Source organism: Pseudomonas alcaligenes (genome assembly GCF_014490745.1).
In the GTDB taxonomy this organism is placed as follows: domain Bacteria; phylum Pseudomonadota; class Gammaproteobacteria; order Pseudomonadales; family Pseudomonadaceae; genus Aquipseudomonas; species Aquipseudomonas alcaligenes_C.
Genome location: NZ_LZEU01000001.1, coordinates 1,899,217 through 1,922,397, shown reverse-complemented (window position 1 = coordinate 1,922,397; position 23,181 = coordinate 1,899,217). Strand labels below are relative to the sequence as shown.

At 65.0% G+C, this 23,181-nt stretch carries 20 protein-coding genes; 10 read left to right on the top strand and 10 right to left on the bottom strand.

Annotation, left to right across the window (positions count from 1 at the left end):
* The first annotated feature begins 123 nt into the window (after positions 1-123).
* The 4 genes from A9179_RS08670 (at position 124) to A9179_RS08655 (ending at position 3,269) form a co-directional block, all read left to right on the top strand.
* Positions 124-834: a histidine phosphatase family protein gene (locus A9179_RS08670; RefSeq protein ID WP_187805416.1), complete on the top strand. Its 711-nt coding sequence runs from the start codon at positions 124-126 to the stop codon at positions 832-834.
* A 59-nt stretch (positions 835-893) separates the two neighbouring features.
* Positions 894-1,208, top strand: a complete 315-nt coding sequence (locus tag A9179_RS08665) for an SCP2 sterol-binding domain-containing protein (RefSeq protein WP_137972692.1) — start codon at positions 894-896, stop codon at positions 1,206-1,208.
* Positions 1,209-1,409: 201 nt separating this feature from the next.
* A complete protein-coding gene (locus A9179_RS08660) occupies positions 1,410-2,477 on the top strand; it encodes a phosphotransferase family protein (protein ID WP_187805415.1) in 1,068 nt (355 codons plus the stop codon).
* Between the two features lie 24 nt (positions 2,478-2,501).
* Complete coding sequence (locus tag A9179_RS08655; RefSeq protein WP_187805414.1) at positions 2,502-3,269, top strand: SDR family oxidoreductase; 768 nt, start codon at positions 2,502-2,504, stop codon at positions 3,267-3,269.
* Positions 3,270-3,324: 55 nt separating this feature from the next.
* On the opposite strand, the gene A9179_RS08650 is transcribed toward A9179_RS08655, so the two are convergent.
* Positions 3,325-3,975 (bottom strand): hypothetical protein, encoded by a 651-nt coding sequence (locus tag A9179_RS08650; RefSeq protein WP_187805413.1) that lies wholly within the window; start codon positions 3,973-3,975, stop codon positions 3,325-3,327.
* Positions 3,976-4,075: 100 nt separating this feature from the next.
* Here A9179_RS08650 and A9179_RS08645 point away from each other — a divergent pair, with 100 nt between their 5' ends.
* Positions 4,076-4,861, top strand: a complete 786-nt coding sequence (locus tag A9179_RS08645) for a TSUP family transporter (RefSeq protein WP_187805412.1) — start codon at positions 4,076-4,078, stop codon at positions 4,859-4,861.
* A gap of 6 nt (positions 4,862-4,867) precedes the next feature.
* On the opposite strand, the gene nudC is transcribed toward A9179_RS08645, so the two are convergent.
* From nudC to A9179_RS08605, 8 genes are all read right to left on the bottom strand, one after another.
* Positions 4,868-5,701, bottom strand: coding sequence for an NAD(+) diphosphatase (gene nudC / locus A9179_RS08640; RefSeq protein ID WP_187805411.1), 834 nt, complete (start codon positions 5,699-5,701; stop codon positions 4,868-4,870).
* Positions 5,701-7,374 (bottom strand): ferrous iron transporter B, encoded by a 1,674-nt coding sequence (locus A9179_RS08635; protein ID WP_187805410.1) that lies wholly within the window; start codon positions 7,372-7,374, stop codon positions 5,701-5,703. Before A9179_RS08635 ends, nudC begins: the two co-directional genes overlap by 1 nt.
* Positions 7,375-7,407: 33 nt before the next feature.
* On the bottom strand, positions 7,408-8,220 hold the full coding sequence (locus tag A9179_RS08630; protein WP_187805409.1) for a crotonase/enoyl-CoA hydratase family protein: 813 nt from the start codon (positions 8,218-8,220) through the stop codon (positions 7,408-7,410).
* Positions 8,221-8,450: 230 nt separating this feature from the next.
* Complete coding sequence (locus A9179_RS08625; protein WP_187805408.1) at positions 8,451-9,794, bottom strand: amino acid permease; 1,344 nt, start codon at positions 9,792-9,794, stop codon at positions 8,451-8,453.
* A gap of 79 nt (positions 9,795-9,873) precedes the next feature.
* Entirely contained in the window at positions 9,874-12,126 is a 2,253-nt protein-coding gene (locus A9179_RS08620) for an Orn/Lys/Arg family decarboxylase (RefSeq protein WP_187805407.1), read from the bottom strand.
* Positions 12,127-12,308: 182 nt separating this feature from the next.
* Positions 12,309-13,043, bottom strand: a complete 735-nt coding sequence (dnaQ, locus tag A9179_RS08615) for a DNA polymerase III subunit epsilon (RefSeq protein ID WP_187805406.1) — start codon at positions 13,041-13,043, stop codon at positions 12,309-12,311.
* Positions 13,036-13,491, bottom strand: a complete 456-nt coding sequence (gene rnhA, locus A9179_RS08610) for a ribonuclease HI (protein WP_187805405.1) — start codon at positions 13,489-13,491, stop codon at positions 13,036-13,038. Before rnhA ends, dnaQ begins: the two co-directional genes overlap by 8 nt.
* An 11-nt stretch (positions 13,492-13,502) precedes the next feature.
* Positions 13,503-14,261: a class I SAM-dependent methyltransferase gene (locus A9179_RS08605; protein ID WP_187805404.1), complete on the bottom strand. Its 759-nt coding sequence runs from the start codon at positions 14,259-14,261 to the stop codon at positions 13,503-13,505.
* A 76-nt stretch (positions 14,262-14,337) separates the two neighbouring features.
* On the opposite strand from A9179_RS08605, the gene gloB reads away from it, so the two are divergent.
* Together gloB and A9179_RS08595 are read left to right on the top strand one after the other, a co-directional pair.
* Positions 14,338-15,120, top strand: coding sequence for a hydroxyacylglutathione hydrolase (gloB, locus tag A9179_RS08600; protein ID WP_187805403.1), 783 nt, complete (start codon positions 14,338-14,340; stop codon positions 15,118-15,120).
* Positions 15,121-15,211: 91 nt separating this feature from the next.
* On the top strand, positions 15,212-16,801 hold the full coding sequence (locus tag A9179_RS08595) for a lytic transglycosylase (protein WP_187805402.1): 1,590 nt from the start codon (positions 15,212-15,214) through the stop codon (positions 16,799-16,801).
* Between the two features lie 58 nt (positions 16,802-16,859).
* Here the strand turns inward: A9179_RS08595 and A9179_RS08590 are convergent, their stop codons facing one another.
* Complete coding sequence (locus A9179_RS08590) at positions 16,860-18,281, bottom strand: HDOD domain-containing protein (protein ID WP_394354754.1); 1,422 nt, start codon at positions 18,279-18,281, stop codon at positions 16,860-16,862.
* Between the two features lie 165 nt (positions 18,282-18,446).
* Here A9179_RS08590 and A9179_RS08585 point away from each other — a divergent pair, with 165 nt between their 5' ends.
* The 3 genes from A9179_RS08585 to A9179_RS08575 are packed head-to-tail and all read left to right on the top strand — an operon-like array spanning position 18,447 to position 23,181.
* On the top strand, positions 18,447-20,276 hold the full coding sequence (locus tag A9179_RS08585; RefSeq protein WP_187808538.1) for an extracellular solute-binding protein: 1,830 nt from the start codon (positions 18,447-18,449) through the stop codon (positions 20,274-20,276).
* On the top strand, positions 20,273-22,096 hold the full coding sequence (locus tag A9179_RS08580) for an extracellular solute-binding protein (protein ID WP_187805400.1): 1,824 nt from the start codon (positions 20,273-20,275) through the stop codon (positions 22,094-22,096). Before A9179_RS08585 ends, A9179_RS08580 begins: the two co-directional genes overlap by 4 nt.
* Positions 22,096-23,181, top strand: a complete 1,086-nt coding sequence (locus A9179_RS08575) for a microcin C ABC transporter permease YejB (protein ID WP_187805399.1) — start codon at positions 22,096-22,098, stop codon at positions 23,179-23,181. Before A9179_RS08580 ends, A9179_RS08575 begins: the two co-directional genes overlap by 1 nt.

Below are 23,181 nucleotides of genomic sequence, written 5' to 3'. Positions count from 1 at the left end.
GCAACAACAGCCGTGTGTCGGCGCGCCGCGCGAATTCAAACAAGCGTATGTTTTTTCGTTGACAGCAGGCTGGCTCTGCCCATAACCTCGCGAAACTTCAACCGCCGGGATCGACTTGCGGACGTGGGCAGCATCTACCTGATTCGACATGGCCAGGCCTCCTTTGGTGCAGACGATTACGACGTTCTGTCGCCCACCGGTATTCGCCAGGCCGAAGTGCTCGGCGACCACCTGGCCAGCCTCGGCGTGACCTTCGACCGCTGCCTCAGCGGCACCCTGCAGCGCCAGCAGCATACCGCCAGCGCGGCCCTGCAGCGCTGCGTCGCCGCCGGCCTGAGCGCGCCGGAGGTGGAGCTGGATGCCGGCTTCAACGAATTCGATGCCGACGCGGTGATCCGCGGCCTGCTGCCGGCCATGCTGCCGAACGAGCCGGACGCCCTGGAGATCCTGCGCAACCCGAAAGACCACCGCGCCGCCTTCCAGCACCTGTTCTCGCGCATCATCCAGCGCTGGGTCGGCGGCGAGCACGATCAACCCGGCCACGAGACCTGGCAAGGCTTTGTCGCTGGCGTACAGGGCGGGCTCGAACGCCTGTTGGCCCAGGCCGAAAGCCGGCAGAACATTGCCGTGTTCACCTCCGGCGGCACCATCACCGCGCTGATCTACCTGCTCACCGGGATACCGGCGCACAAAGCATTCGATCTCAACTGGCAGATCGTCAACACCTCGCTCAGCCGCCTGCAGTTCCGCGGTCGCGAGGTGACCCTGGCTTCCTTCAACAGTCGTGTGCATCTGGAACTGTTGAAGGCGCCGGAACTCATCACCTATCGCTGAGTACCGGCCCACTGCGGCCACCTGGCCGCCAGAAACCCTCGATAAAAAGGACAGAAACCATGAGCTCCGTTGCCGACACCATCAACACCATGAAGTCCAAGTTCAACGCCAGCGCTGCTGCCGGCCTGGATCTGGTATTCCAGTTCAACATCGAAGACGGTGAGAACTACGCGCTGATCGTCAAAGACGGCACCTGCGACGTCCAGCAAGGCGACAACGCCAATGCCAACGTCACCCTGATCATGGACAGCGCCACCCTGGCCGGCATCGCTTCCGGCGAAACCGACGGCATGCAAGCCTTCATGGGCGGCAAACTGCGCGCCGAAGGCGACATGATGCTGGCCATGAAACTGGCCGAACTGTTCCCGGTGTAAGACCTAGCGTCTACGCTGTAGCAACAGGAAAAACCGGAGTCCTCGACTCCGGTTTTTTTTCGCCCGCCCCCAGGCAAAACGCGCTAATCAGGCCTCTTGATCAATGACCAACAGCCGCATCTATAACGCTGTGCTTTGCTTAAGGGCACCATTAAATTAGCCAATAATTAGTGGCCCCCATCATCAGCAGAAGGGATAAGCATGACGCTTACAGACCAGTCCACCGGCATCCGCGAAGGCGAAGAGCTCGATGCCGCGCAGATCGACCCGTACCTGAAGGCGCACATCCCGGGCCTGACCGGCACGCCGCGGATCAGCCAGTTCCCCGGTGGCGCCTCCAACCTGACCTACCTGCTGGAATACCCCGAGCAGGAGTTCGTCCTGCGTCGCCCGCCGTTCGGCCACAAGGCCAAGTCGGCTCACGACATGGGCCGCGAGTACCGCATCCTCAACCAGCTCAACGCCGGTTTCCCGTACTGCCCCAAGGCCTACGTGCACTGCACCGACGAGTCGGTGATCGGCGCCGAGTTCTATGTGATGCAGCGGGTCAAGGGCATCATCCTGCGCAGCGACATGCCGGCCGAGCTGAACTTCAGCGCCGAGCAGACCAACGCCCTGTGCAAGAGCTTCATCGACAAGCTGGTCGACCTGCACAACGTCGACTATCAGGCCTGCGGCCTGGCCGACCTGGGCAAGCCGGAAGGCTACGTGAAGCGCCAGATAGAAGGCTGGAGCGACCGCTACGAGAAAGCCCTGACCCCCGACGCACCCACCTGGGAGCCGGTCAAGGCCTGGCTGCGCGAGAAGATGCCGGCCGACCACCACAAGCCGGGCATCGTGCATAACGACTACCGCTTCGACAACGTGATCCTCGACCCGGCCAACCCGATGCAGATCATCGGCGTGCTCGACTGGGAGCTGACCACCATCGGCGACCCGCTGATGGATCTGGGCAACACCCTCGCCTACTGGATCGAAGCCGGCGACGCGCAGCCCATGCAGCTGATGCGCCGCCAACCGAGCAACGCGCCGGGCATGCTGACCCGCCAGGAGTTCGTCGCCTACTACGCCGAGCGCGCCGGCATCCAGATCGACAACTTCGACTTCTACTACTGCTATGGCCTGTTCCGCCTGGCCGGCATCGTCCAGCAGATCTACTACCGCTTCTTCCATGGCCAGACCAAGGACAAGCGCTTCGCCCAGTTCATCATGATGAACAAGCTGCTGGAGCAAGCGGCCCTGCAGGTCATCAAGAAATCCACCCTCTAACCCGGCTCAGACAAGGGAACCACAATGTCCAAGACCCACCTGTTCGACCTCGACGGCAAGATCGCTTTCGTTTCCGGCGCCAGCCGCGGCATCGGTGAGGCCATCGCCAAGCTGCTGGCCCAGCAAGGCGCCCACGTGATCGTCTCGAGCCGCAAGATCGACGACTGCCAGAAGGTCGCCGACGCCATTGTTGCCGATGGCGGCAAGGCCACCGCCATTGCCTGCCATATCGGCGAGATGGAGCAGATCAGCAGCGTGTTCGCCTTTATCCGCGAGCAGTTCGGCCGCCTGGACATCCTGGTCAACAACGCCGCCACCAACCCACAGTTCTGCAACGTGCTGGACACCGACCTGGGCGCATTCCAGAAGACCGTCGACGTCAACATCCGCGGCTACTACTTCATGTCCATCGAGGGCGGCAAGCTGATGAAGGCCAACGGTGGCGGCTCGATCATCAACGTCGCCTCGATCAACGGTGTCTCCCCGGGCGAGTTCCAGGGCATCTACTCGGTGACCAAGGCCGCCGTGATCAGCATGACCAAGGTCTTCGCCAAGGAATGCGCGCAGTTCGGCATCCGCTGCAACGCCCTGCTGCCGGGCCTGACCGACACCAAGTTCGCCTCCGCGCTGACCAAGAACGACGCCATCCTCAACGTCGCCCTGCAGCGTATCCCGCTCAAGCGCGTGGCCGCCCCGAGCGAAATGGCCGGCACCGTGCTGTACCTGGCCAGCGACGCCTCCAGCTATACCACCGGCGTGGCGCTGAATGTGGACGGCGGCTTCCTCTCCTGAGGAGTCGACGCGCGCAAAAAAGGGGCCCGCGGGCCCCTTTTTCATTGCCTGACGTTTATTGCCAGTCTTGCAGCGCCTGGTTGGCCGCCTGGTTCATCGGCTGCGCCAGCAGGCCGGTGGGGCTCAGGCTGACGCTGAACATCGCACCATCGGCGATCGGCAGGTAGGTCACCCGCGCCGCCTGCGGATCGAACAGGAACAGGTCATGCTGGCCCAGGCGCAGCCAGCGCCACAGGTCGATGCCATAAGGGCTGGCGGCCAGAGCCACCTGGGCATGGCGGGCACTCTCCTGCTGCTCGATGGCGAGGAAACGCCCGGAGAGCTTTTCCAGGCGGTAACCGGGTTGCAGGCCGATCAGCGCCGCCAGGCCCTTCCAGCGCAGCAGACGGCCATCCAGCTGCCACATGTCACCTTCCAGCAGCACCTCGCGCTCCTCGCCGCCTTCCAGCAGGTTGACACGGTAGCGCTGCGGGCCATCACTGGCGAAGCTCAGGGTCAGCAGCGGCTTGCCTTGCGGCAGGGCCGAGTAGCTCAGCAGGTCGTAGGCGATCACTCCGACCAGGCCGGCCAGCAGGACGAAAGCCAGGCCGCAGGTGCCGCGCAGCCAGCCGAGGAACCAGTTGCGCGCCAGCAGAATGCGCGCCGCAATGAACAGGGCCAGCAGCGCCAGGAGGCCGACAAACCAGGCCAGGCCGTCATACTGCATGAGTCGATTTCCTTCTCCATGAAATTGCCGGCATTATGCGCAGCAGCCCGACGGCCGGCCAGCCGTAGCCCTGCACAATTGAATCCACGTCGAGTTTTTTATGCCTTTTGTCTTTGATCTGGGCGTCGATCCGATAACCCTGGTCATTCTTGCCCTGGTCGCCTTCACCGCCGGTTTCATCGACGCCATCGCCGGCGGCGGCGGCCTGCTGACCATCCCCGCCCTGCTCACCGCCGGCCTGCCGCCACACCTGGTACTGGGCACCAACAAGCTGTGCGCCACCTTCGGTTCGGCCACCGCCAGCTACACCTTCTACCGACGCAAGCTGTTCGCCCCGCGGCAATGGCGCAACGCGCTGCTCGCCACGGCCATCGGTGCCACCATCGGCGCGCTGATCGCCCACTGGCTGCCGGCCGCCTGGCTCAACCAGATGCTGCCGGCGGTGGTGTTCGGCTGCGGCCTCTACCTGCTGTTCGGCAAGACGCCGGAAAACCAGGCCAGCCAGGACGCCCCCATCGCCCAGCGCCGGCAGTGGCCGCAGGGACTTGGCCTGGGTTTCTACGACGGTGTGGCCGGCCCCGGCACCGGCGCCTTCTGGACGGTCAGCACCCTGCTGCTCTACCCCCTCGACCTGGTACGCGCCAGCGGCGTGGCGCGCAGCATGAACTTCGTCAGCAACGCCATGGCCTTGAGCGTGTTCATCGTCAGTGGCCAGGTTGCCTGGCTGCTCGGCATCAGCATGGGCCTGGCGCTGATGATCGGCGCCTTCCTCGGCGCACGCACGGCGATTCGCGGCGGCTCGAAATTCATCCGCCCGGTGTTCATTCTGGTGGTGTTGGCGCTGACGGCGCGCCTGGCCTGGCAGCACTGGTTCGGCCAGGCCTGAGCAGGGCTAGCGCGACAGCTGCGGCTGCTCCAGGCCCAGGCGCCGGGCCAGGTAGCTGTCGATCAGGTAGCGGGCGATGGAGCGCTGCATCGGCAAAGGCGGCAGCTGCTCGATAGGGAACCAGCGCGCATCCTCGATCTCGTCGGCCTGCGGGACGATCTCGCCAGCGGCGTATTCGGCATGGAAGCCAAGCATCAGCGAATGCGGGAAAGGCCAGCCCTGGCTGCCCAGGTACTGCAGGTTCTGCACCTCGATCCCCACCTCTTCACGCACCTCGCGGGCCACGCACTCCTCAGCCGACTCGCCCGGCTCGACGAAGCCGGCCAGGGTACTGTAGACGCCCGGCACGAAGCGCGGCGAACGGGCCAGGAGGATCTCGTCGCCACGGGTAACCAGCACGATCATGCTCGGCGAGATCCGCGCATAGCTGTCCAGCTCACACTGCGGGCAGCGCATGCAGCGTTCGCCCGCCACCTGCTGGGTGGCACTGCCGCAACGCCCGCAGAAACGGTGCTGCTCGCTCCAGGTGGCGACCTGCTCGGCAAAGGACAGCATGCGGAAAGTCGGGTAATCGGCCTGCAGCATGAACTGCCGCAGGCCCTGCCAGAAGCAGCCCGGCAGCTCGGCCGGATGATTCAACTGCAGCAGCCACACCGGCTCATCATTGAAACGGCCGAGGCCATGCTCGGCGGCAATCGGCAGATCCTGGCGCTTCAGCCATTCGCGGGGGAACAGCACGCCATTGCCATCGGCAAGAAAGCCCTGCGCGCCCCGTACCAGCGCCCAACCACCGGGCTGGCCATTATCCAGCACCGGGGTGGTCTGCCAGCCGCTGCCCATCAGGCGGCTACCGGCAGGCCCAGGGCGCGCACGCTTTCCTCGGCCAGGTCGAGCACGCTCGGCGTGGTCTCCGGACGCAGCACGGCACCGGCTTCGAGGTAGTACTCGAGGCTGCTGAGGGCATCAGCGAGGGTTTCCAGCATCTGCTCGGACGGCATCTGCGCCGCTTCGATCATGCGCGTCTGGATGTAGTCGGCACAGGCACCGATCAGCTTGGCCGCACGCTCCTGGCCGAGGAACCACAGGCCACCACGCACCGCCTGCAGGCTGAACGGCACGTTGGCCAGGTGCAGCTTGTCGCCACTGGATTCGAGGTAGGAAGTGATCGCCCGCTTGGCCAGGGCCAGACCGCCCTGGGCCTCGTCGATCACCACAATGCGCGCTTCGGTCAGCTGGTGAGCGGCAAAGGCCTCGCCCTCGTCGCCCGGCTGCAGGGTAGCCGGCCGCGGATTGCGCTGCTCGCCGCGCTCCAGGCTGGCCACCATGCTCTCCACATACAGCACGGCCTCGGCCAGCTTGTGCAGATCGGCGCTGGCCGCCGGGCTCTCCGCGCCCCAGCCCGCTACCACCGGCAGCTGTACCTGCAGGGCATTGGCCGCGGAACTCAGACCGACCATGCCGAGGGTCTTGGCCAGCTTGCCGAGCATGGCATGCAGGTTGGCGAAGCTGTCCGGCTGGGCGGTGCCGCGCTCGATCAGGTCGAGCATGTCCTTGACGCTGGCCAGCTCCTCGCGAATCGCCGAGGACAGCGAACGCATCACGCCCTGCCCCGGGCCGGACAGGCGCTGGTATTCCTCGTCGAGCAGGTGATCGGTGAACGGCAGTGCAGTCAGGCCGAATACTTCGCTCACCTGGCTCGAATGGGCGCCGCGGCTGTCGGCCAGGGCCACCAGGTAGAGCAGCTCCTTGAGCAGGCTGCGCGGCGCCTCGTAGGCCTGGTTGCTGAGGGCCTGCTTGAGCTCGCGATCCAGTCGCGAGAACAGCTGTTTGCGCGCCTTGCGCGTCAGCAGCTGGCCATCGAGCTGCGATTCCACGGCGGCCGCACCGATCCAGTACAGGCGACCACGCGCCTCGCTGGCGAACAGGCTATCGAGACGCGCCAGGGCCCGCAGCATCAGCTTGAGGCCGGCCTGCGGGTTGTCCTCGCGGATAAAGCCGAGCAGGCCGACCTGATACATGTGGCGCAGACGGCGCAAGTCGGCAGCGCTCGCCTGAGCCGCGGCGGGCACGCCTGCCGGTCGGGCCTGATCCAGGCGCACGCTGAAGAAGAAGCTTTCCGGCAGCGGTGGTTGGGCACCGGCCTGACGCAGTTCGTTGATCGCCGGCAGCAGCAGCTCGGGCATTTCCTGGCGGTTGGCGTCGACGTTTTCCAGATAGCGACGCAGCACGTACAGCGCGCTACTCAGGGCCGACAGCTGGCCATCGCGTTCTTCACCGGCGCCGACCGGGATGTCGGTGGCCTGTTGCAGGACTTCCTGGGCCAGCAGCTCAGCGCCGGCCAGTTCGATCAGGTTGAGGGTGCCGCGCACCTGTTGCAGGTTTTCCACTGCCTGCTGCAGCAGGCTGCCGTTGTTTCGTTCGGCGATGAAGTACTCGAGACTCTGTTCGGTCTCTTCCATGGTGGTGAACAGCTCGTCACGCACCAGGCTCAGGGATGTTGCTCCAGTGACCATGGGTCTACTGCACCTCGCTCGGCAGGTACTGCATCAATCGGCAAATTCCGCTTTTTGCTTGCTCATGTGCGCGGCCATGGCCACCCGCAGATCAGCAGACTGCAGCATCGCGGCATTCCAGTTCGCCACGTATTCCAGGCCGTCGTCGACCCGGTGATCGCGCATGTAGCGGATCATGTGCTTGGTGCCACGAATGGCGATGGGAGATTTCTCGGCGATCTCGCCGGCCAGTGCCATCACTCCATCCAGCAGTTCTTCCTGGCTGGCATAGGTGCGGTTGACCAGGTTGATGCGCTGCGCTTCGGCGCCGTCGATGGTGCGGCCGGTGTAGGCCAGCTCGCGCATCATGCCGTCGCCGATGATACGGGGCAGGCGCTGCAGGGTACCGACGTCGGCGGCCATGCCCATGTCGATCTCCTTGATGGAGAACTGCGCATCGGCGGTGGAATAGCGCATATCGCAGGCCGAGATCAGGTCGATGGCGCCGCCCAGGCAGTAGCCCTGGATGGCTGCCAGCACCGGCTTGCGGCAGTTGTCGACGGCATTGAAGGAGGCTTGCAGCTGGAGGATCTTGCGGCGCAGGCCTTCGGCGTTACGCCCGACGTCCTTGCCCAGCGCGCTGCCGGCCTGGGCCAGCAGCATCAGGTCGATACCCGAGGAAAAATGCTTGCCGGCGCCGGACAGCACCACCACGCGGGCCTCGTCGGTAGCGTCGATCCATTCGAAGATATCGATGATCTCCGTCCAGAAGTCCGCATTCATCGCGTTGACCTTCTCCGGGCGGTTGATCTGTACATGAGCGATCTTGTCGCTCAACTCGACGCAAAAGGCTTTGTAGTCGGGCACGCAGATCTTCCTCGGAGGCAGGGCGCAGGCGGTGCGCATAGACGTATTGTTATGGATTCAACCGGCCAACTATAACAAGCATGCAATAAATGTCGATGCTGGCCACTGTGACGCAAGGCACGCTAGCAAAGCTAAGAAGATTTCTGACTATATCCGTTAAGCGCTTGATCTTTTTACAACTGAGCCGGGAAAACCCAGGCAGTTATCGCCCCGGACAAAGCCTGGCGCGCTCAGTGCCCGGCGCTGGCGGCAACCCGGTTGCGCCATTGCCGCCAGGTGTACAGCGGGATGCCCACCATCAGCACCAGGAAACCCCAGAAGATCGCCTGCGGCCCGGTGCCGTAGAGTGCCCACATCGAGTAGACGAAGGCGCTGCTGCCGATCAGCAGCAGGCGCCCCTGCTCACGCGGGCCGAAATCGCCCGGGCGTACCGCCAGCAGCTGCAGCAGGGCCGCCGCGCAGAACACATAGGGCACGACGCCGGCCATGGTGCCGAGCAGGATGATCACGTTGAACACCTCGACCAGATCGCCCTGCCCGTCCACCAACACCAGCAGGGTCACCAGCACGCCGGACACCAGCAGGCCGTTGGCCGGCACGTCGTACTTGTTGGTCTTGGCCAGGGACTCCGGCAACAGGCCGTCGCGCGCAGTGGCCATGGGAATCTGCCCCTGCAGCAGCACCCAGCCATTGAGTGCGCCGAGGCAGGCCACCACCGCCCCGCCGGCGATGAAGTAGTAGCCCCAGGTGCCCAGCATCACCCGTGCAGCATCGGCGAAGGGTGCGGTGGACTTCACCAGCACCTCCGGCGGCAGGATGCCCTGTACCGCCGTGATCGAGAGGATGTACACGGTCGCCGCCACCACCGTGCCGAACAGGGTCGCGCGCGGGATGGTGCGCCGCGGGTCGCGCACATGCTCGGCCGGCACCGTGGCCGACTCCAGGCCGATGAACGACCACAGGGTCAGCGCCGCCGTGGTGGCAATGGCCTGGGCGTAACCGCCGCCGGGCAGCTCGGCAGGTGGCGGAATGCGCAGGTATTCCGGATGAAAATAGAACCAGCCAAGCAGACCGACCAGCAGCAGCGGCACCAGCTTGAGCAGGGTCAGGATGTTCTGCACGTAACCGAAGGCGGTAATCCCGCGCAGGTTGATCAGGGTGCACAGCCAGATCGCGCCGATCGCCACCGTCACCGTCAGCAGCGGGTCGCCCAGCGCCGGGATGAACACCCGCAGATAGCCGACCAGGGTCACGGCAATCGCGGCATTGCCGATCCAGGCGGCTTTCCAGTAGGTCCAGGCACACAGGTAGCCGGCAAAACTGCCGAAAGCATCGCGGGTGTAGGCATAGGGGCCGCCCGCCGCCGGGTTGAAGCGCGACAGGCGGGCGAAGGTCAGTGCCAGCAATACCGCCCCGGTGGTCGACACCAGCCAGCCGATCAGGCTCAGGCCGCCATAAGGCGCCAGGCTGGACGGCAGGAGGAACACCCCGGAGCCGACCATGTTGCCGACCACCAGGGCGCTGCAGGTCCAGAACCCCATTTCGCCACGCGTCCCTCTCTCGGCGCCTGCCATCTGTCCACCCCCGATTGCCATAAGACCGCGACGTGGAGCAAGGCCGGCAGCACGCCCCCGCATGGCCTGTGGCTGCCGCTTACTCCTTTATACAATCCACTGTATAGCAGGCCTGCCCCGCCACTTCCTCCCGCTGCAGGCCATGTACATCGGCATCGAAGCCGGGGAACTGGCTGTCGAAGGTGCGGGCGAACTGCAGGTAGTCGATGATCGAGCGGGTCTCGGCGGTAAAGCGCTCGCCCGGCATGATCAGCGGAATGCCCGGTGGATAGGGCACCAGCATCACTGCGGCCAGGCGCCCCTCCAACTGCTCGATGGGCACCGCCTCGACCTCGCCGCGCACCAGCTTGTCGTAGGCGTCGGCCGGCTTGATCGCCACCTGCGGCAGCACCGTGTACATGCGTTTGAGCGCCTTGGCCGTGGCGTTCTCGCGGTAGCAGCCGTGCAGCTCGTCGCACAGGTCGCGCAGGCCCATGCCGGCGTAGCGCGCGCCGCCCTCGCGGGCAATCGAGGGCAGCGCCTCGATCAGCGGCACGTTGGCGTCGTACAGGCGCTTGAACTCCAGCAGCTCAGTGAGCAGGGTGCTCCACTTGCCCTTGGTGATGCCCATGGAGAACAGCACCAGGAAGGAATACAGACCGGTCTTCTCCACCACCAGGCCGCGCTCCCAGAGGAACTTGCTGACCACCGCCGCGGGAATCCCCGCCGCGGTCAGCTTGCCGTCGGCGGACAGGCCCGGCATCACCAGGGTGACCTTGATCGGGTCGAGCAGCACATAGTCCTCGGCCACTTCGCCGAAACCGTGCCAGTCGGCATTCGGCTGCAGCAGCCAGTCGCCGGTGTGCACGCCATCGCCGCCGGCCTGATCCGGCTGCCAGATGCTGAACCACCAGTCGTCCGCCGCCAGGTTCTGCCGCAGGTTGGCCAGGGCGCGACGGAAGCTCAGCGCCTCGTCGAAAGTCTCCTGGATCAGCGAACGCCCGGCCGGCCCCTCCATCATCGCCGAGGCCACGTCCAGCGAGGCGATGATGCCGTACTGCGGCGAGGTGGAGATGTGCATCATGAAGGCTTCGTTGAAGCGGTCGCGATCCAGTTGGCGGGCGCCGCCATCCTGCACGTGGATCATCGAGGCCTGGCTGAAGGCCGCCAGCAGCTTGTGGGTGGAATGGGTGCTGAACACCAGCGGCGAATGCTCGTCGCAGTGGGTACCCATGCCATAGCGCCCGGCGTAGAACTCGTGGAACGCGGCATAGGCATACCAGGCCTCGTCGAAGTGCAGCACCTCCACCGAGTCGCCCAGGGCCTGCTTGACCATCTCGGCGTTGTAGCAGAGGCCATCGTAGGTGGAGTTGGTCACCACCGCCAGCTTGACCTTGGGCGCGCGGCCACGGGCCAGGGGGCTGGCGTCGATCTTGGCCTGGATCGATTCCCGGCTGAACTCGGAGAGCGGGATCGGCCCGATGATGCCCAGCTCGTTGCGCTCCGGGCACAGGTACAGCGGGATGGCGCCGGTCATGATGATCGAGTGGAGGATCGACTTGTGGCAGTTGCGATCGACCAGCACCAGGTCGTCGCGGCCGACCATCGAGTGCCAGACGATCTTGTTCGCCGTCGAGGTGCCGTTGATCACGAAGAAGGTGTGGTCGGCGCCAAAGTTGCGCGCGGCGCGCGCCTCGGCCTCGGCCAGCGGGCCGGTATGGTCGAGCAGCGAGCCCAGCTCGGGCACCGACACCGAGAGGTCGGAACGCAGGGTGTTCTCGCCGAAGAACTGGTGGAAGGCCTGGCCTACCGGGCTCTTGCGATAGGCCACGCCACCGCCGTGGCCAGGCGTGTGCCAGGAATAGTTGGACTGCGCGGTGTGCTGCACCAGGGCCTTGAAGAACGGCGGCAGCAGACCGTCGAGGTAGTTGTGTGCGGCGCGCGCCACCTGGCGGGCGAGGAAGGACACGGTGTCTTCGTAGAGGTAAAGAATGCCACGCAGGTGGTTGAGGTCGGCCATGGCCTCGGCCGGTGCATTCTCAATGGTGACCTGCTCGCCGAGGGCGAAGATCGGCAGCTGCGGCGCGCGCACGCGGGCCACGCGGATCAGCTCGACCATGTCCTGCAACAGACGCTGGTTCTCCCCCGCGCCCTCGGCGGCCACCAGGATGCAAGCCAGGCCGTGATGGGTGGAGGCGACGATGCGCCCCTCGGCGGAGCTGGCAGTGGGCAGGATGGTAAAGCCATCTTTGCTCAGCTCCTGGGCGATGGCACGCACGCGCTCGCCGGCCACGGTGTCGGCCTTGATGTCACGATGGACGATGAGGATGGGGAAATTCAGGTCTTTATACATTGTGCCTTCCTGAGGGAGTGGTGCTCTTGGGCACCTATCCACTCAGGTTAGAAGTTCGCCCGAACGGGCGGAACCCCCAGTGCGGCAAGCTGTACGAAAAGGTCGCATTAGCCGTAGGAGCGAGCTCTGCTCGCGAACCGTCACACCCCGAAAGCTTCGCGAGCAGAGATCACGCCTCCAGCTCAAGACTCGCTGGGCGCGTCCAGCTTGGCCCACAGCGAGGGGCCGCCAGCCGACTTCTCGATGGCGGCCAGGCGCGCGGCATGGGCCGCCAGTTCCTCGTCGCTGGCCCGCAGCACGCGGGTCAGGTTGCGTGCGGCATCCAGACGGCGGATCGGGCTGGGCAGCACGCGCCCGGAGCCATCGCCACCCTCGCCGGCCAGCGACAGGTGGGTCTGGCCACCGGTCATGGTCAGGTAGACGTCGGCGAGAATCTCGGCGTCGAGCAATGCGCCGTGCAGGTCGCGACCGGAGTTGTCGACGCCATAGCGTTTGCACAGGGCATCGAGGTTGTTGCGCTGGCCCGGGTGGCGCTCGCGGGCCATCAGCAGGGTGTCGAGGATCGAGCAGTAGTCGCTGACGTCGCTGCGCTCGCTCTGCCCGAGCAGGGCGAACTCGTTGTTGATGAAGCCGACGTCGAACGCCGCATTGTGGATGATCAGCTGGGCGCCTTCGATAAAGGCGAAGAACTCGTCGGCCACGTCCTTGAAGCGCGGCTTGTCGGCAACGAACTCGTTGGTGATGCCGTGGACGGCGATGGCGCCCTCGTCGATCTCGCGATCCGGGTTGAGGTAGACATGGAAATGCCGCCCGGTCAGACGGCGGCCTTCCAGCTCGACGCAGCCGATCTCGATGATGCGGTGACCATCGCCGACCGGCATACCGGTGGTTTCGGTATCCAGGACCACACTACGCATGCTTCATACCTCTTACTTCATCGACGCCGCGGTTGGCCAGCTGATCGGCCTTCTCGTTGCCCGGGTGGCCGGTATGCCCGCGCACCCATTGCCAGGTCACATTGTGGCGGTTGACCTGCTCGTCCAGCGCCTGCCACAGGTCGGCGTTCTTCACCGGCTCCTTGGCGGCGGTCTTCCAGCCGCGCTTCTTCCAGTTCGGCATCCACTCCTGGATGCCCTTCATCACGTACTGCGAGTCGGTCACCAGACGCACCGAACAGGGACGGGTCAGCGCGATCAGCGCGCAGATCGCCGCCATCAGCTCCATGCGGTTGTTGGTGGTATTGGGCTCACCGCCCCAGAGTTCTTTTTCCGCACCCTTGAAGATCAACAGCGCGCCCCAGCCGCCCGGGCCGGGATTGCCCTTGCAGGCGCCATCGGTGTAGATCTCGACTATGTCTTCGCTCATTGCTTATTTATCTATTGCTCGGAATCGCGGCGGCTGACTTTGGCCACCGGCATTGGCAGCAACTTGCCCATCGTGGCCCGTTGCACCGGTCGCAGTGGGCGCAGGCCGACCACCAGCTTGCGCGCCACCAGCAGATAGAAGCCGGCGCCCGGCGCTTGCCAGGCACTGCCCCAGGTCTCCAGACGAGCCAGGCGTGACTGCCAGGCTGCCGAAGCGAGCGGCGGACGATAGCACCCGAAGCGGCGTTTCTCCAGCGCGAAGCCCAGCAGGTTGAGCCAGTCCGTCAAACGGGCCGGAGCGATGCAGCGCGCCCGGCGAAAACCATCGCGTGCGAAGTAATGACGCAGGCCCCAGGTGCTCCAGGGGTTGACCCCGACGATCAGCAGATAGCCGCCGGGGCGCACGCTGTGGGCCGCCTCGCGCAACAGACCGTGGGGCGACAGGCAGAAATCCAGGCCATGCTGCAGCACCACCACATCGGCGGCATGCTCGCCCAGCGGCCAGGCCTGCTCCTCGCAGGCGATGTCGACTCCCGCCAGCGGCGCTCCCAGGCGCACGTTGCAGCGGATCTGCGGCGCCCGCGGCGGTTCGGCCTGCCCCGGGCCGTAATGCACCAGGTAGCCGCCGAAGTAGCGCGCCAGTTCGGCTTCCAGCGCCAGGCGCTCCTCGGCCAGCAGCAGCTCGCCCAGCGGCGAGGCCAGCCACTGGCGCGCGGCCTGGGTCAGTTCCAGCCAGTCACAGTCGGCCAGGGCAAAGGGCTGCTCGCTCATCACACACTCCTGCATGGCCAAGCATGGCGATCAGTGCCTAAGATGCGCCATTGCTCTTCTATTGGCGACCCGCAAAATGTTTCAGATCGACGCCCTTCCCGCCTTCAGCGACAACTACCTGTGGCTGCTCCAGGATCACGCACAGCAGCGCTGCGCGGTGGTCGACCCCGGTGACGCCGCACCAGTGCTGGCCTGGCTGGACGCCCATCCGGGCTGGCAGCTGAGCGACATCCTGATCACCCACCATCACCCCGATCACATCGGCGGCGTGGCCCAGCTCAAGGCCGCCAGCGGCGCCACCGTCTACGGCCCAGCCCGGGAAAACATCCCGGCGCGCGACATCGCTCTCGACGAAGGTGCGCGCATCCAGGTGCTCGGCCGCGACTTCCTTATTTATGCAGTGCCCGGGCATACCCTCGGCCATATCGCCTACCACCAGGCCGAGGCCGGCTGGTTGTTCTGCGGCGACACCCTGTTCGCCGCCGGCTGCGGCCGCCTGTTCGAAGGCACGCCGGCGCAGATGCACAACTCGCTGCAGCGCCTGGCGGCCCTGCCCGATGCCACCCTGGTGTTCTGCACCCACGAATACACGCTGAGCAACCTGCACTTCGCCCGCGCCGTGGAACCGGCCAACACAATTATCGCCGAACGCTTCGCCGAGGTCAGCGCGCTGCGCGCCGCCGGCAAGATCAGCCTGCCGTCGACTATTGCCCTGGAGAAAGCCAGTAACCCGTTTCTGCGCTGCACGCAAAACGCGGTAAAGGAAAAAGTCGACGAGCGGGACGGTTCCCGGCAACGCTCGGCAGACGAGGTGTTCGCCAGCCTGCGCGCCTGGAAGGACGTGTTCAAGACTGGTTAATAACTGACCAGCGGGGTGGTGAAAACTTGACCACCCCTGGGGCCGTTCCTAGAATCCCCGAACTTTTTGCGCCGGCAGCTACTACCGACCAATGCTTTTATTACTTTCAAGAACAATGAATCCATCGGCATTGGCACGGCGAGCGAAGGCTCTGGCAGTGCTGCTGTGCATCGGCCTGGCCGGCTGCCAGAGCATGCACAACGCCGATGACAACGGCCGCGACACCGATCGCGCCGTCAGCCTGCAACAGGAGCCCGAGTGGCTCAGCGACACCCCCACGGCAGACAAACCCCAGGACATCTGGGATCGCATGCGTGGTGGTTTCAAGCTGCAGGACGAAATCGGCATCAACCCGCGCATCGAGAACCAGCGCCTGTGGTTCGTCAGCAACCCGTCCTTCCTGGAAAACGCCAGCGACCGCGGCAGCCTGTACATCCATTACGTGGTCGAGCGCCTGGAAGAGCGCGACATGCCGATGGAACTGGCCCTGCTGCCGGTCATCGAAAGCGCCTACAACCCCTTTGCCTACTCGCGTAGCGACGCAGTCGGTCTGTGGCAGTTCATCCCCGCCACCGGCCGCCACTTCAACCTGCGCCAGACCAGCTGGTACGACGGCCGCCGCGACATCACCGCCTCGACCAATGCCGCGCTCAACTACCTGAGCCGCCTGCACGACATGTTCAACGGCGACTGGCTGCTGGCCCTGGCCGCCTATAACGCCGGCGAAGGCACGGTGAGCCGGGCCATCGAGCGCAACCAGAAGCTCGGCCTGCCGACTGACTACTGGAACCTGCCGCTGCCCAAGGAAACCCAGGACTACGTGCCCAAGCTGCTGGCCCTGTCGCAGATCGTCATGTCGCCGGATGCCTACGGCGTGGCGCTCAGCCCGATCGCCAACGAGCCGTATTTCGAAGAGATCGCGATCAAGCAGAACCTCGACCTGACCCGGGTCGCGGCCATGGCCGACATGGATGCCGACGAGCTGTACAACCTCAACCCGGCCTTCAAGAAACGCATCACCATGGACGGCCCGCGCCACCTGCTGGTGCCCACCGACAAGGCCGAAATGCTCTCCGCCAACCTGGCTCTGATGAAGCCCCAGGCCCAGGTGAGCTGGCAGGAATACCGCGTACGCTCCGGCGACAACCTGCACAGCATCGCCAACCGCTACGGCCTGACGGTAGGCACCCTGAAGGACGTCAACAAGCTCGGCAGCAACCACCTGCGGGTCGGCCAGTTGCTGAGCATCCCGGCCGCCGGTAGCGAACCGCAACAGCCGATCCATCAGCAGGTGGCCAAGGCCGCGCCGACCGTGAGCCCGCGCCGCTATACGGTGAAAAGCGGCGACACCCTGTGGCAGATCGCCAATGCCAACGACGTTTCGCTCAAGGATCTGCAGCGCTGGAACCGCCTCAACGCCAAGAGCCGGCTGAGCCTCGGCCAGGTGCTGGAAATCCGCGGCGGCTCGGGCGGCACCGGCAACTCGCTGGCGGCCAGCAAACCGGGCAAGAGCGCCAGCAAGCGTCAGGCGGTGACCTACTACCGGGTCAAGCAGGGCGATTCGATGTACCTGATCGCCCGCCGCTTCAATGTCGACATGGACAACCTGCAGCGCTGGAACCCGCGCAGCGACAGCAGCGCCCTCAAGCCCGGGCAGACCCTGACCCTGTACCTCGACTGACAGGAAATGAAAAGGCCGCCTCCGGGCGGCCTTTTCATGGGTGTCTGCGCAAAGACTGTCAGCGCTTGCTCAACGCCTCCAGGCAGCGCCCGGTCAGCTGGGTGAAGCGCTGAAAGGCAACGAACTGCTCATGTTTGAGCGCCCGCCCGGAAGCCCGGCAATCGGCATACAGCACGCCGATCTCGCGAGTTCCGGCCAGCAGCGGAGCAATCAGGAACATGCCCTGCCCCAGGTGCTGGCGCATCGGCAGGGTCACCAGTTCGTTGAGGTTGTAGCTGGCCGGCACGCCCATCCAGATCGCTTCGCGGTTGCGCAGCACATAGCTGAAGATATGCGGCTGTTCGCGCTGGTTGGCCGGCAGCTGGAAGTCACTCAGCCAGTTCTCCGTACCCTCGCCGATCACCCGCTTGGCACGGAAGCGGCTCTGCCCGTCGGCCAGTACCGCCAGCATCACCCGCTCCAGCCCGGCGCCCTGGTGCAGGCCCTTGAGCAGGGTGTCGAGGATCAGCCCGACATCGCCCTTCTGATTGACCATCATGCCCAGATCCTGCAGCGCCTGCTGCAGCACCAGCAGATCCGGCTGCAACAGGCGCGCCTTGCGCTCCTGCTGCTGCAGCTTGATCTGTTCCGGGTTGGTATTGGGAATCAGCCGGCACAGCTGGCTGGCGCCGAAGGTAGCCGCCACTTCGACCGCCTCGTCGGCGCTTTCCAGCACCTGCTTGAGGGCATCTTCCGGGCTGATGTCGGTGAAGTCGGCCAGTTGCTGCACCAGCACTTCCATGCCCGGCGAGTCCCAGCCTTCCAGCGCGGCCTCGCTGATCTTCACCCCGAGGTTGATCGCGCGCACCGCCGGGTCGTGCTGATTGCCGCTGCCATGGGCGAAGCTGGCCAGCTCGCCGAGGTTCCAGCTCTTCACCAGGCCCTGGGTCAGCTGGCGGAAACTGGTACCGAGCACCTGGCGCACCGCCTCGTCCTCGTTCATGCCGGGGCGATCCAGCAGCGCCGCCAGCTCGTCGGCCTGATCGCCGCCGCAGCTCCAGAAGGCCAGCTCACCCACCGTGTGCAGCAGCGCGGCGATGAACACCTCTTCCTGGTTCTTGGCCAGCACATAGCCGGCGATGTTGCGCGCCTGCACCGCGGCATGGAACGAGCGCGCCAGGAGCATCTGCAGCTGCTCGCGCGGCGCGCGGATGAGCAGGCTGTCGATCAGGCTGACCGACATACCGATCAGGCGCACGTTGTCGAAGCCGATCAGCACGATGGCCCGGGAAATGGTGCGGATGCTTTCCTGCGAGGGGTTGTAGTAGACGCTGTTGCCGATGCGCAGCACCTTGGAAGTCAGCGAGGCGTCACGCAGCAGCACGTCAGCCAGCTGCTGCACCGAGGAACTGTCGGCCTGGGACAGGCGATGCAGATCCTGCACCACCGCTGCGAGCGCCGGTAATTCGGCCTGATTAAGACGATCTATCCATGCCTGCAAACCGACACTGCGTTCCACCAAGACGGCAACCTCTTTGCAATTTGTTTCAGTGTAATCAAATTGATGGCACATGCTGCGGAAAAGGCACTCTTTTTCCTGCCGATACAAGCTGTTACTGTACCGGCCAAGAAGCCCAAAGCCGCCATGGATCGGATCTTGCGCCTGATGCGTACCCTGCTCCCGCTGTTACTCGGCCTGGCCATGAGCTTTCCTGCCTTCGCGACCCTCAGCGAAAGCCATGGCTACGCCCAGTTCGGCACGCTCAAATACCCCGCCAGCTTCACCCACTTCGACTGGGTCAACCCGGATGCGCCCAAAGGCGGCACCCTGCGGGTCATGGCCTATGGCACCTTTGACACCCTCAACGCCTACAGTTTCAAGGGCAGCAGCCCGTCGGCAGCGCCCAACTTCCTGCAATATGGGGTCAGTGAGCTGAACGAGCCGCTGATGGCCGGCACCGGCCAATACGATCCATCCGGCGATGAGCCGGCCGCCAGCTACGGCCTGATCGCCAAATCGGTGGAGTTCAACGAGGATCGCAGCTGGGTGGTGTTCAACCTGCGCGAGGAAGCCCGTTTCCACGACGGCAAGCCGATCACCGCCTACGACGTGGCGTTCTCCTACCGCCTGCTGGTCAAGCAGGGCCACCCGCAGTACCGCACCAGCCTGCAGGAAGTGCAGCGGGTCGACATCCTCGACCGCCACCGCATCCGCTTCGTCCTCAAGCGCGCCGGCAACCCGCTGCTGATCCTGCGCCTGGGCGAGCTGCCGGTGCTGCCCCAGCACTACTGGAAGAACCGCGACTTCAAGGCCACCAGCTTCGAACCGCCGCTGGGCAGCGGCCCCTACCGCATCACCAAGGTGGTACCGGGACGCAGCCTGGTGTTCGAACGGGTCAAGGACTGGTGGGGCGAGCAACTGCCGGTCAACCGCGGCAAGTACAACTTCGACCGGGTCGAGGTGGAGTTCTATCGCGATAGCGACGTCGCCTTCGAGGCCTTCAAGGCCGGCGAATTCGACTTCTACATCGAGCACCAGGCGAAGAACTGGGCCAATGGCTACCGCTTCCCGGCCATCGCCCGCGGCGAGGTGATCCGCGCCGAGATCCCCCACCAGATCCCCACCCAGACCCAGGCACTGTTCATGAACAGCCGCCGCGCCATCTTCGCCGACCGCCAGGTGCGCGAAGCCATGGGCCTGATGTTCGACTTCGAGTGGACCAACCGCGCCTTGTTCAACAGCGCCTACCAGCGCGCCAGCAGCTACTACCCGAACAGCGAGTTCAGCGCCACCGGCAAGCCCGAGGGCGGCGAATGGCTGCTACTGTCGCCGTACCGCAAACAACTGCCGGCCGAGCTGTTCAGTGAGCCCTTCAGCGTGCCGCATACCGACGGCCGCGGCATCCCGCGGGAAACCCTGCGCCGCGCTTTGGGTCTATTGGCCGAAGCCGGCTGGCACTCCTCCGGCCAGGGCCTGAAAAATGCCAAGGGTGAGCCGTTGCGTTTCGAGATTCTGCTGGTCAATCCCAACCTGGAACGCATCCTCCAGCCCTACGTGGCCAACCTCGCCAGCCTCGGCATCCGCGCCAGCCTGCGCACCGTCGACCGCGCCCAGTACAAGCAGCGCCTCGACCAGTTCGATTACGACATGGTGCTGATGACCCTGCCGCAGAGCCTCAGCCCCGGCCTGGAACAATGGCAGTACTTCCACTCCAGCCAGGCCGCAGTCAAAGGCAGCAAGAACTACGCGGGCATCACCCACCCGGTGGTCGACCGCCTGCTGGAAAAACTTCTCGCCGCGCAGACCCGCGACGAACAGGTCGCCGCCGCCAAAGCCCTGGATCGCGTCCTGCTTTGGCAGCACTACAGCATTCCCAACTGGTACATCAACAATCACCGCCTGGCGTACCGCAACCGGTTCGCCTTCGTCACCACCCCGCCCTACACCCTGGGGCTGCGGGCCTGGTGGCTGAAGCCCACGGAGACTGCACCATGAACCATTCCCTGCGCGCCCTCGGCGCAGGCCTCCTGCTGCTGGCCAGTGGCGCCATGGCGGCGCCGCAGCATGCCCTGACGCTGTACGGCGAGGCGCCGAAATATCCGGCGAACTTCCAGCACTTCGCCTACGTCAATCCGGATGCGCCCAAGGGCGGTACCCTGCGCCAGCCCGGCACCGGCGGCTTCGATGGTTTCAACATCTTCGTACCCAAGGGCAACGCCGCCGATGTCGGGCTGATCTACGACAGCCTGGCCTACCACTCGCCGGACGAGCCCTTCACCGTCTACGGCCTGCTGGCCGAGAAGATCGACAAGGCCGCCGACAACAGCTACGTGCGCTTCATTCTCAACCCCAAGGCACGCTTCCATGACGGCACCCCGGTGACCGCCGAGGACGTTGCCTTCACCTTCAACCTGCTGATGGAGAAGGGCCACCCGATGTACCGCCACTACTACGCCGATGTGGCCAAGGTGGTGGTCGAGGACAAGCTACGCGTGCGCTTCGACTTCAAGCACAAGGAAAACCGCGAGCTGCCGCTGATTCTCGGCGATCTGCAGATCCTGCCGAAGCACTGGTGGGCCAGCCGCGACTTCAGCAAGAACAGCCTGGAGCCGCCACTGGGCAGTGGCCCCTACAAGGTCGGCAAGTTCGACGCCGGCAACTCCCTCAGCCTGGAGCGGGTCAAGGACTGGTGGGCCAAGGATCTGCCGGTGGCCCGCGGCCTGTACAACTTCGACACCATCACCACCGAGTACTACCGCGATACCCAGGTCGCCCTGGAAGCCTTCAAGGCCGGGCGCTTCGACGTCAACCTGGAGTACTCGGCCAAGGACTGGAACACCGGCTACGACTGCCCGGCCCTGCGCGCCGGCCAGTTCGTCCAGGAATCGATCGCCAACCACAACCCGGCCGGCATGCAGGGCTATGTGTACAACCTGCGCCGGCCGATGTTCCAGGACATCCGTGTGCGCGAGGCCATCGCCCTGCTGTTCGACTTCGAGTGGGCCAACAAGCAGCTGTTCTACGGCGCCTACAAGCGCACCAACAGTTACTTCGCCAACTCCGAGATGGCCGCCCGCGAGCTGCCGGATGCCGCCGAGCTGAAGATCCTCGAGCCGCTGCGCGCCCAGCTGCCGCCACAGGTGTTCAGCGAAGTGTTCAATCCGCCCGTCAGCGACGGCAGCGGCATCATCCGCGAGCAGAGCCGGCGCGCCTATCAGCTGCTGACCCAGGCCGGCTACCGCATCGAGAACGACAAGATGGTGGATGCCAGCGGCAAGCAGCTGAGCTTCGAGTTCCTCAACTTCCAGACCAACCTGGAGCGAGTGCTGCTGCCGTTCAAGCGCAACCTCGCCGAGCTGGGCATCGACATGCAGATCCGCCGGGTCGACGCCTCGCAATACATCAACCGCCTGCGCTCGCGCGACTTCGACATGACCTCGGCGATCTGGCCGCAATCCAATTCGCCCGGCAACGAGCAACGCGAGTACTGGCACTCCAGCAGTGCCGACAACCCCGGCAGCCGCAACCTGATGGGCCTGCGCGATCCTGCCATCGACAAGCTGGTGGAGGGCCTGCCCCACGCCAACTCGCGCCAGGCTCTGGTCAGTCATACCCGCGCCCTCGACCGCGCCTTGCTGTGGGGCCATTACGTGGTGCCCAACTACTACGTCGACACCTGGCGCGTGGCCTACTGGAAGCGCTTCGGCCGTCCGGCAGTCACCCCGCTGTATGACTACGGTCTGATGACCTGGTGGGAGGAGCGCCCGATCGGGGCCCTGCACCAGGACGCCGCCGCGCCGCAGGAAGCCAACTGATGCTCGCCTACATCCTGCGCCGCCTGCTGCTGATCATTCCCACCCTGTTCGGCATCCTGCTGATCAACTTCGTCATCATCCAGGCCGCACCCGGCGGCCCGGTGGAACAGATGATCGCCAAGCTGGAAGGCTTCGACGCCGCCAGCGGCGGCGCCACCGGGCGCATCTCCGGCGGCGGCGGCGAGGTTTCCGTGGCCGGCTCCAGCTACCGCGGCGCCCAGGGTCTGGATCCGGATCTGATCGCCGAAATCGAGAAGATGTACGGCTTCGACAAATCAGCGCCGGAACGCTTCTGGCTGATGGTGAAGAACTACGCCCACTTCGACTTCGGCAACAGCTTCTTCCGCGATGCCAGCGTGATCGACCTGATTCTCGAGAAAATGCCGGTGTCGATCTCCCTGGGGCTGTGGAGCACCCTGATCATGTACCTGGTGTCGATCCCCCTGGGCATCGCCAAGGCCACCCGGCATGGCAGCGCCTTCGACGTCTGGACCAGCACCGCGATCATCGTCGGCTACGCCATTCCGTCCTTCCTGTTCGCCATCCTGCTGATCGTGCTGTTCGCCGGCGGCAGCTACTGGGACTGGTTCCCCCTGCGCGGCCTGACCTCCAGCGACTTCGACGAGCTCAGCCTGGGCGGCAAGATCCTCGACTACTTCTGGCACCTGGTACTACCGGTCACCGCCCTGGTGATCGGCAACTTCGCCACCCTCACCCTGCTGACCAAGAACAGCTTCCTCGACGAAATCGGCAAACAGTACGTGATTACCGCCCGCGCCAAGGGCCTGAGCAACAACCGGGTGCTCTACGGCCATGTGTTCCGCAATGCCATGCTGCTGATCATTGCCGGTTTCCCGGCCGCCTTCATCGGCATCTTCTTCACCGGCTCGCTGCTGGTCGAGGTGATCTTCTCCCTCGACGGCCTCGGCCTGATGAGCTTCGAGGCGGCGATCAACCGCGACTACCCGATCGTCTTCGGCACCCTGTTCATCTTCACCCTGCTCGGCCTGGTGGTGAAACTGATCGGCGACATCGCCTACACCCTGGTCGATCCGCGCATCGACTTCGAGAGCCGGGAGCACTGA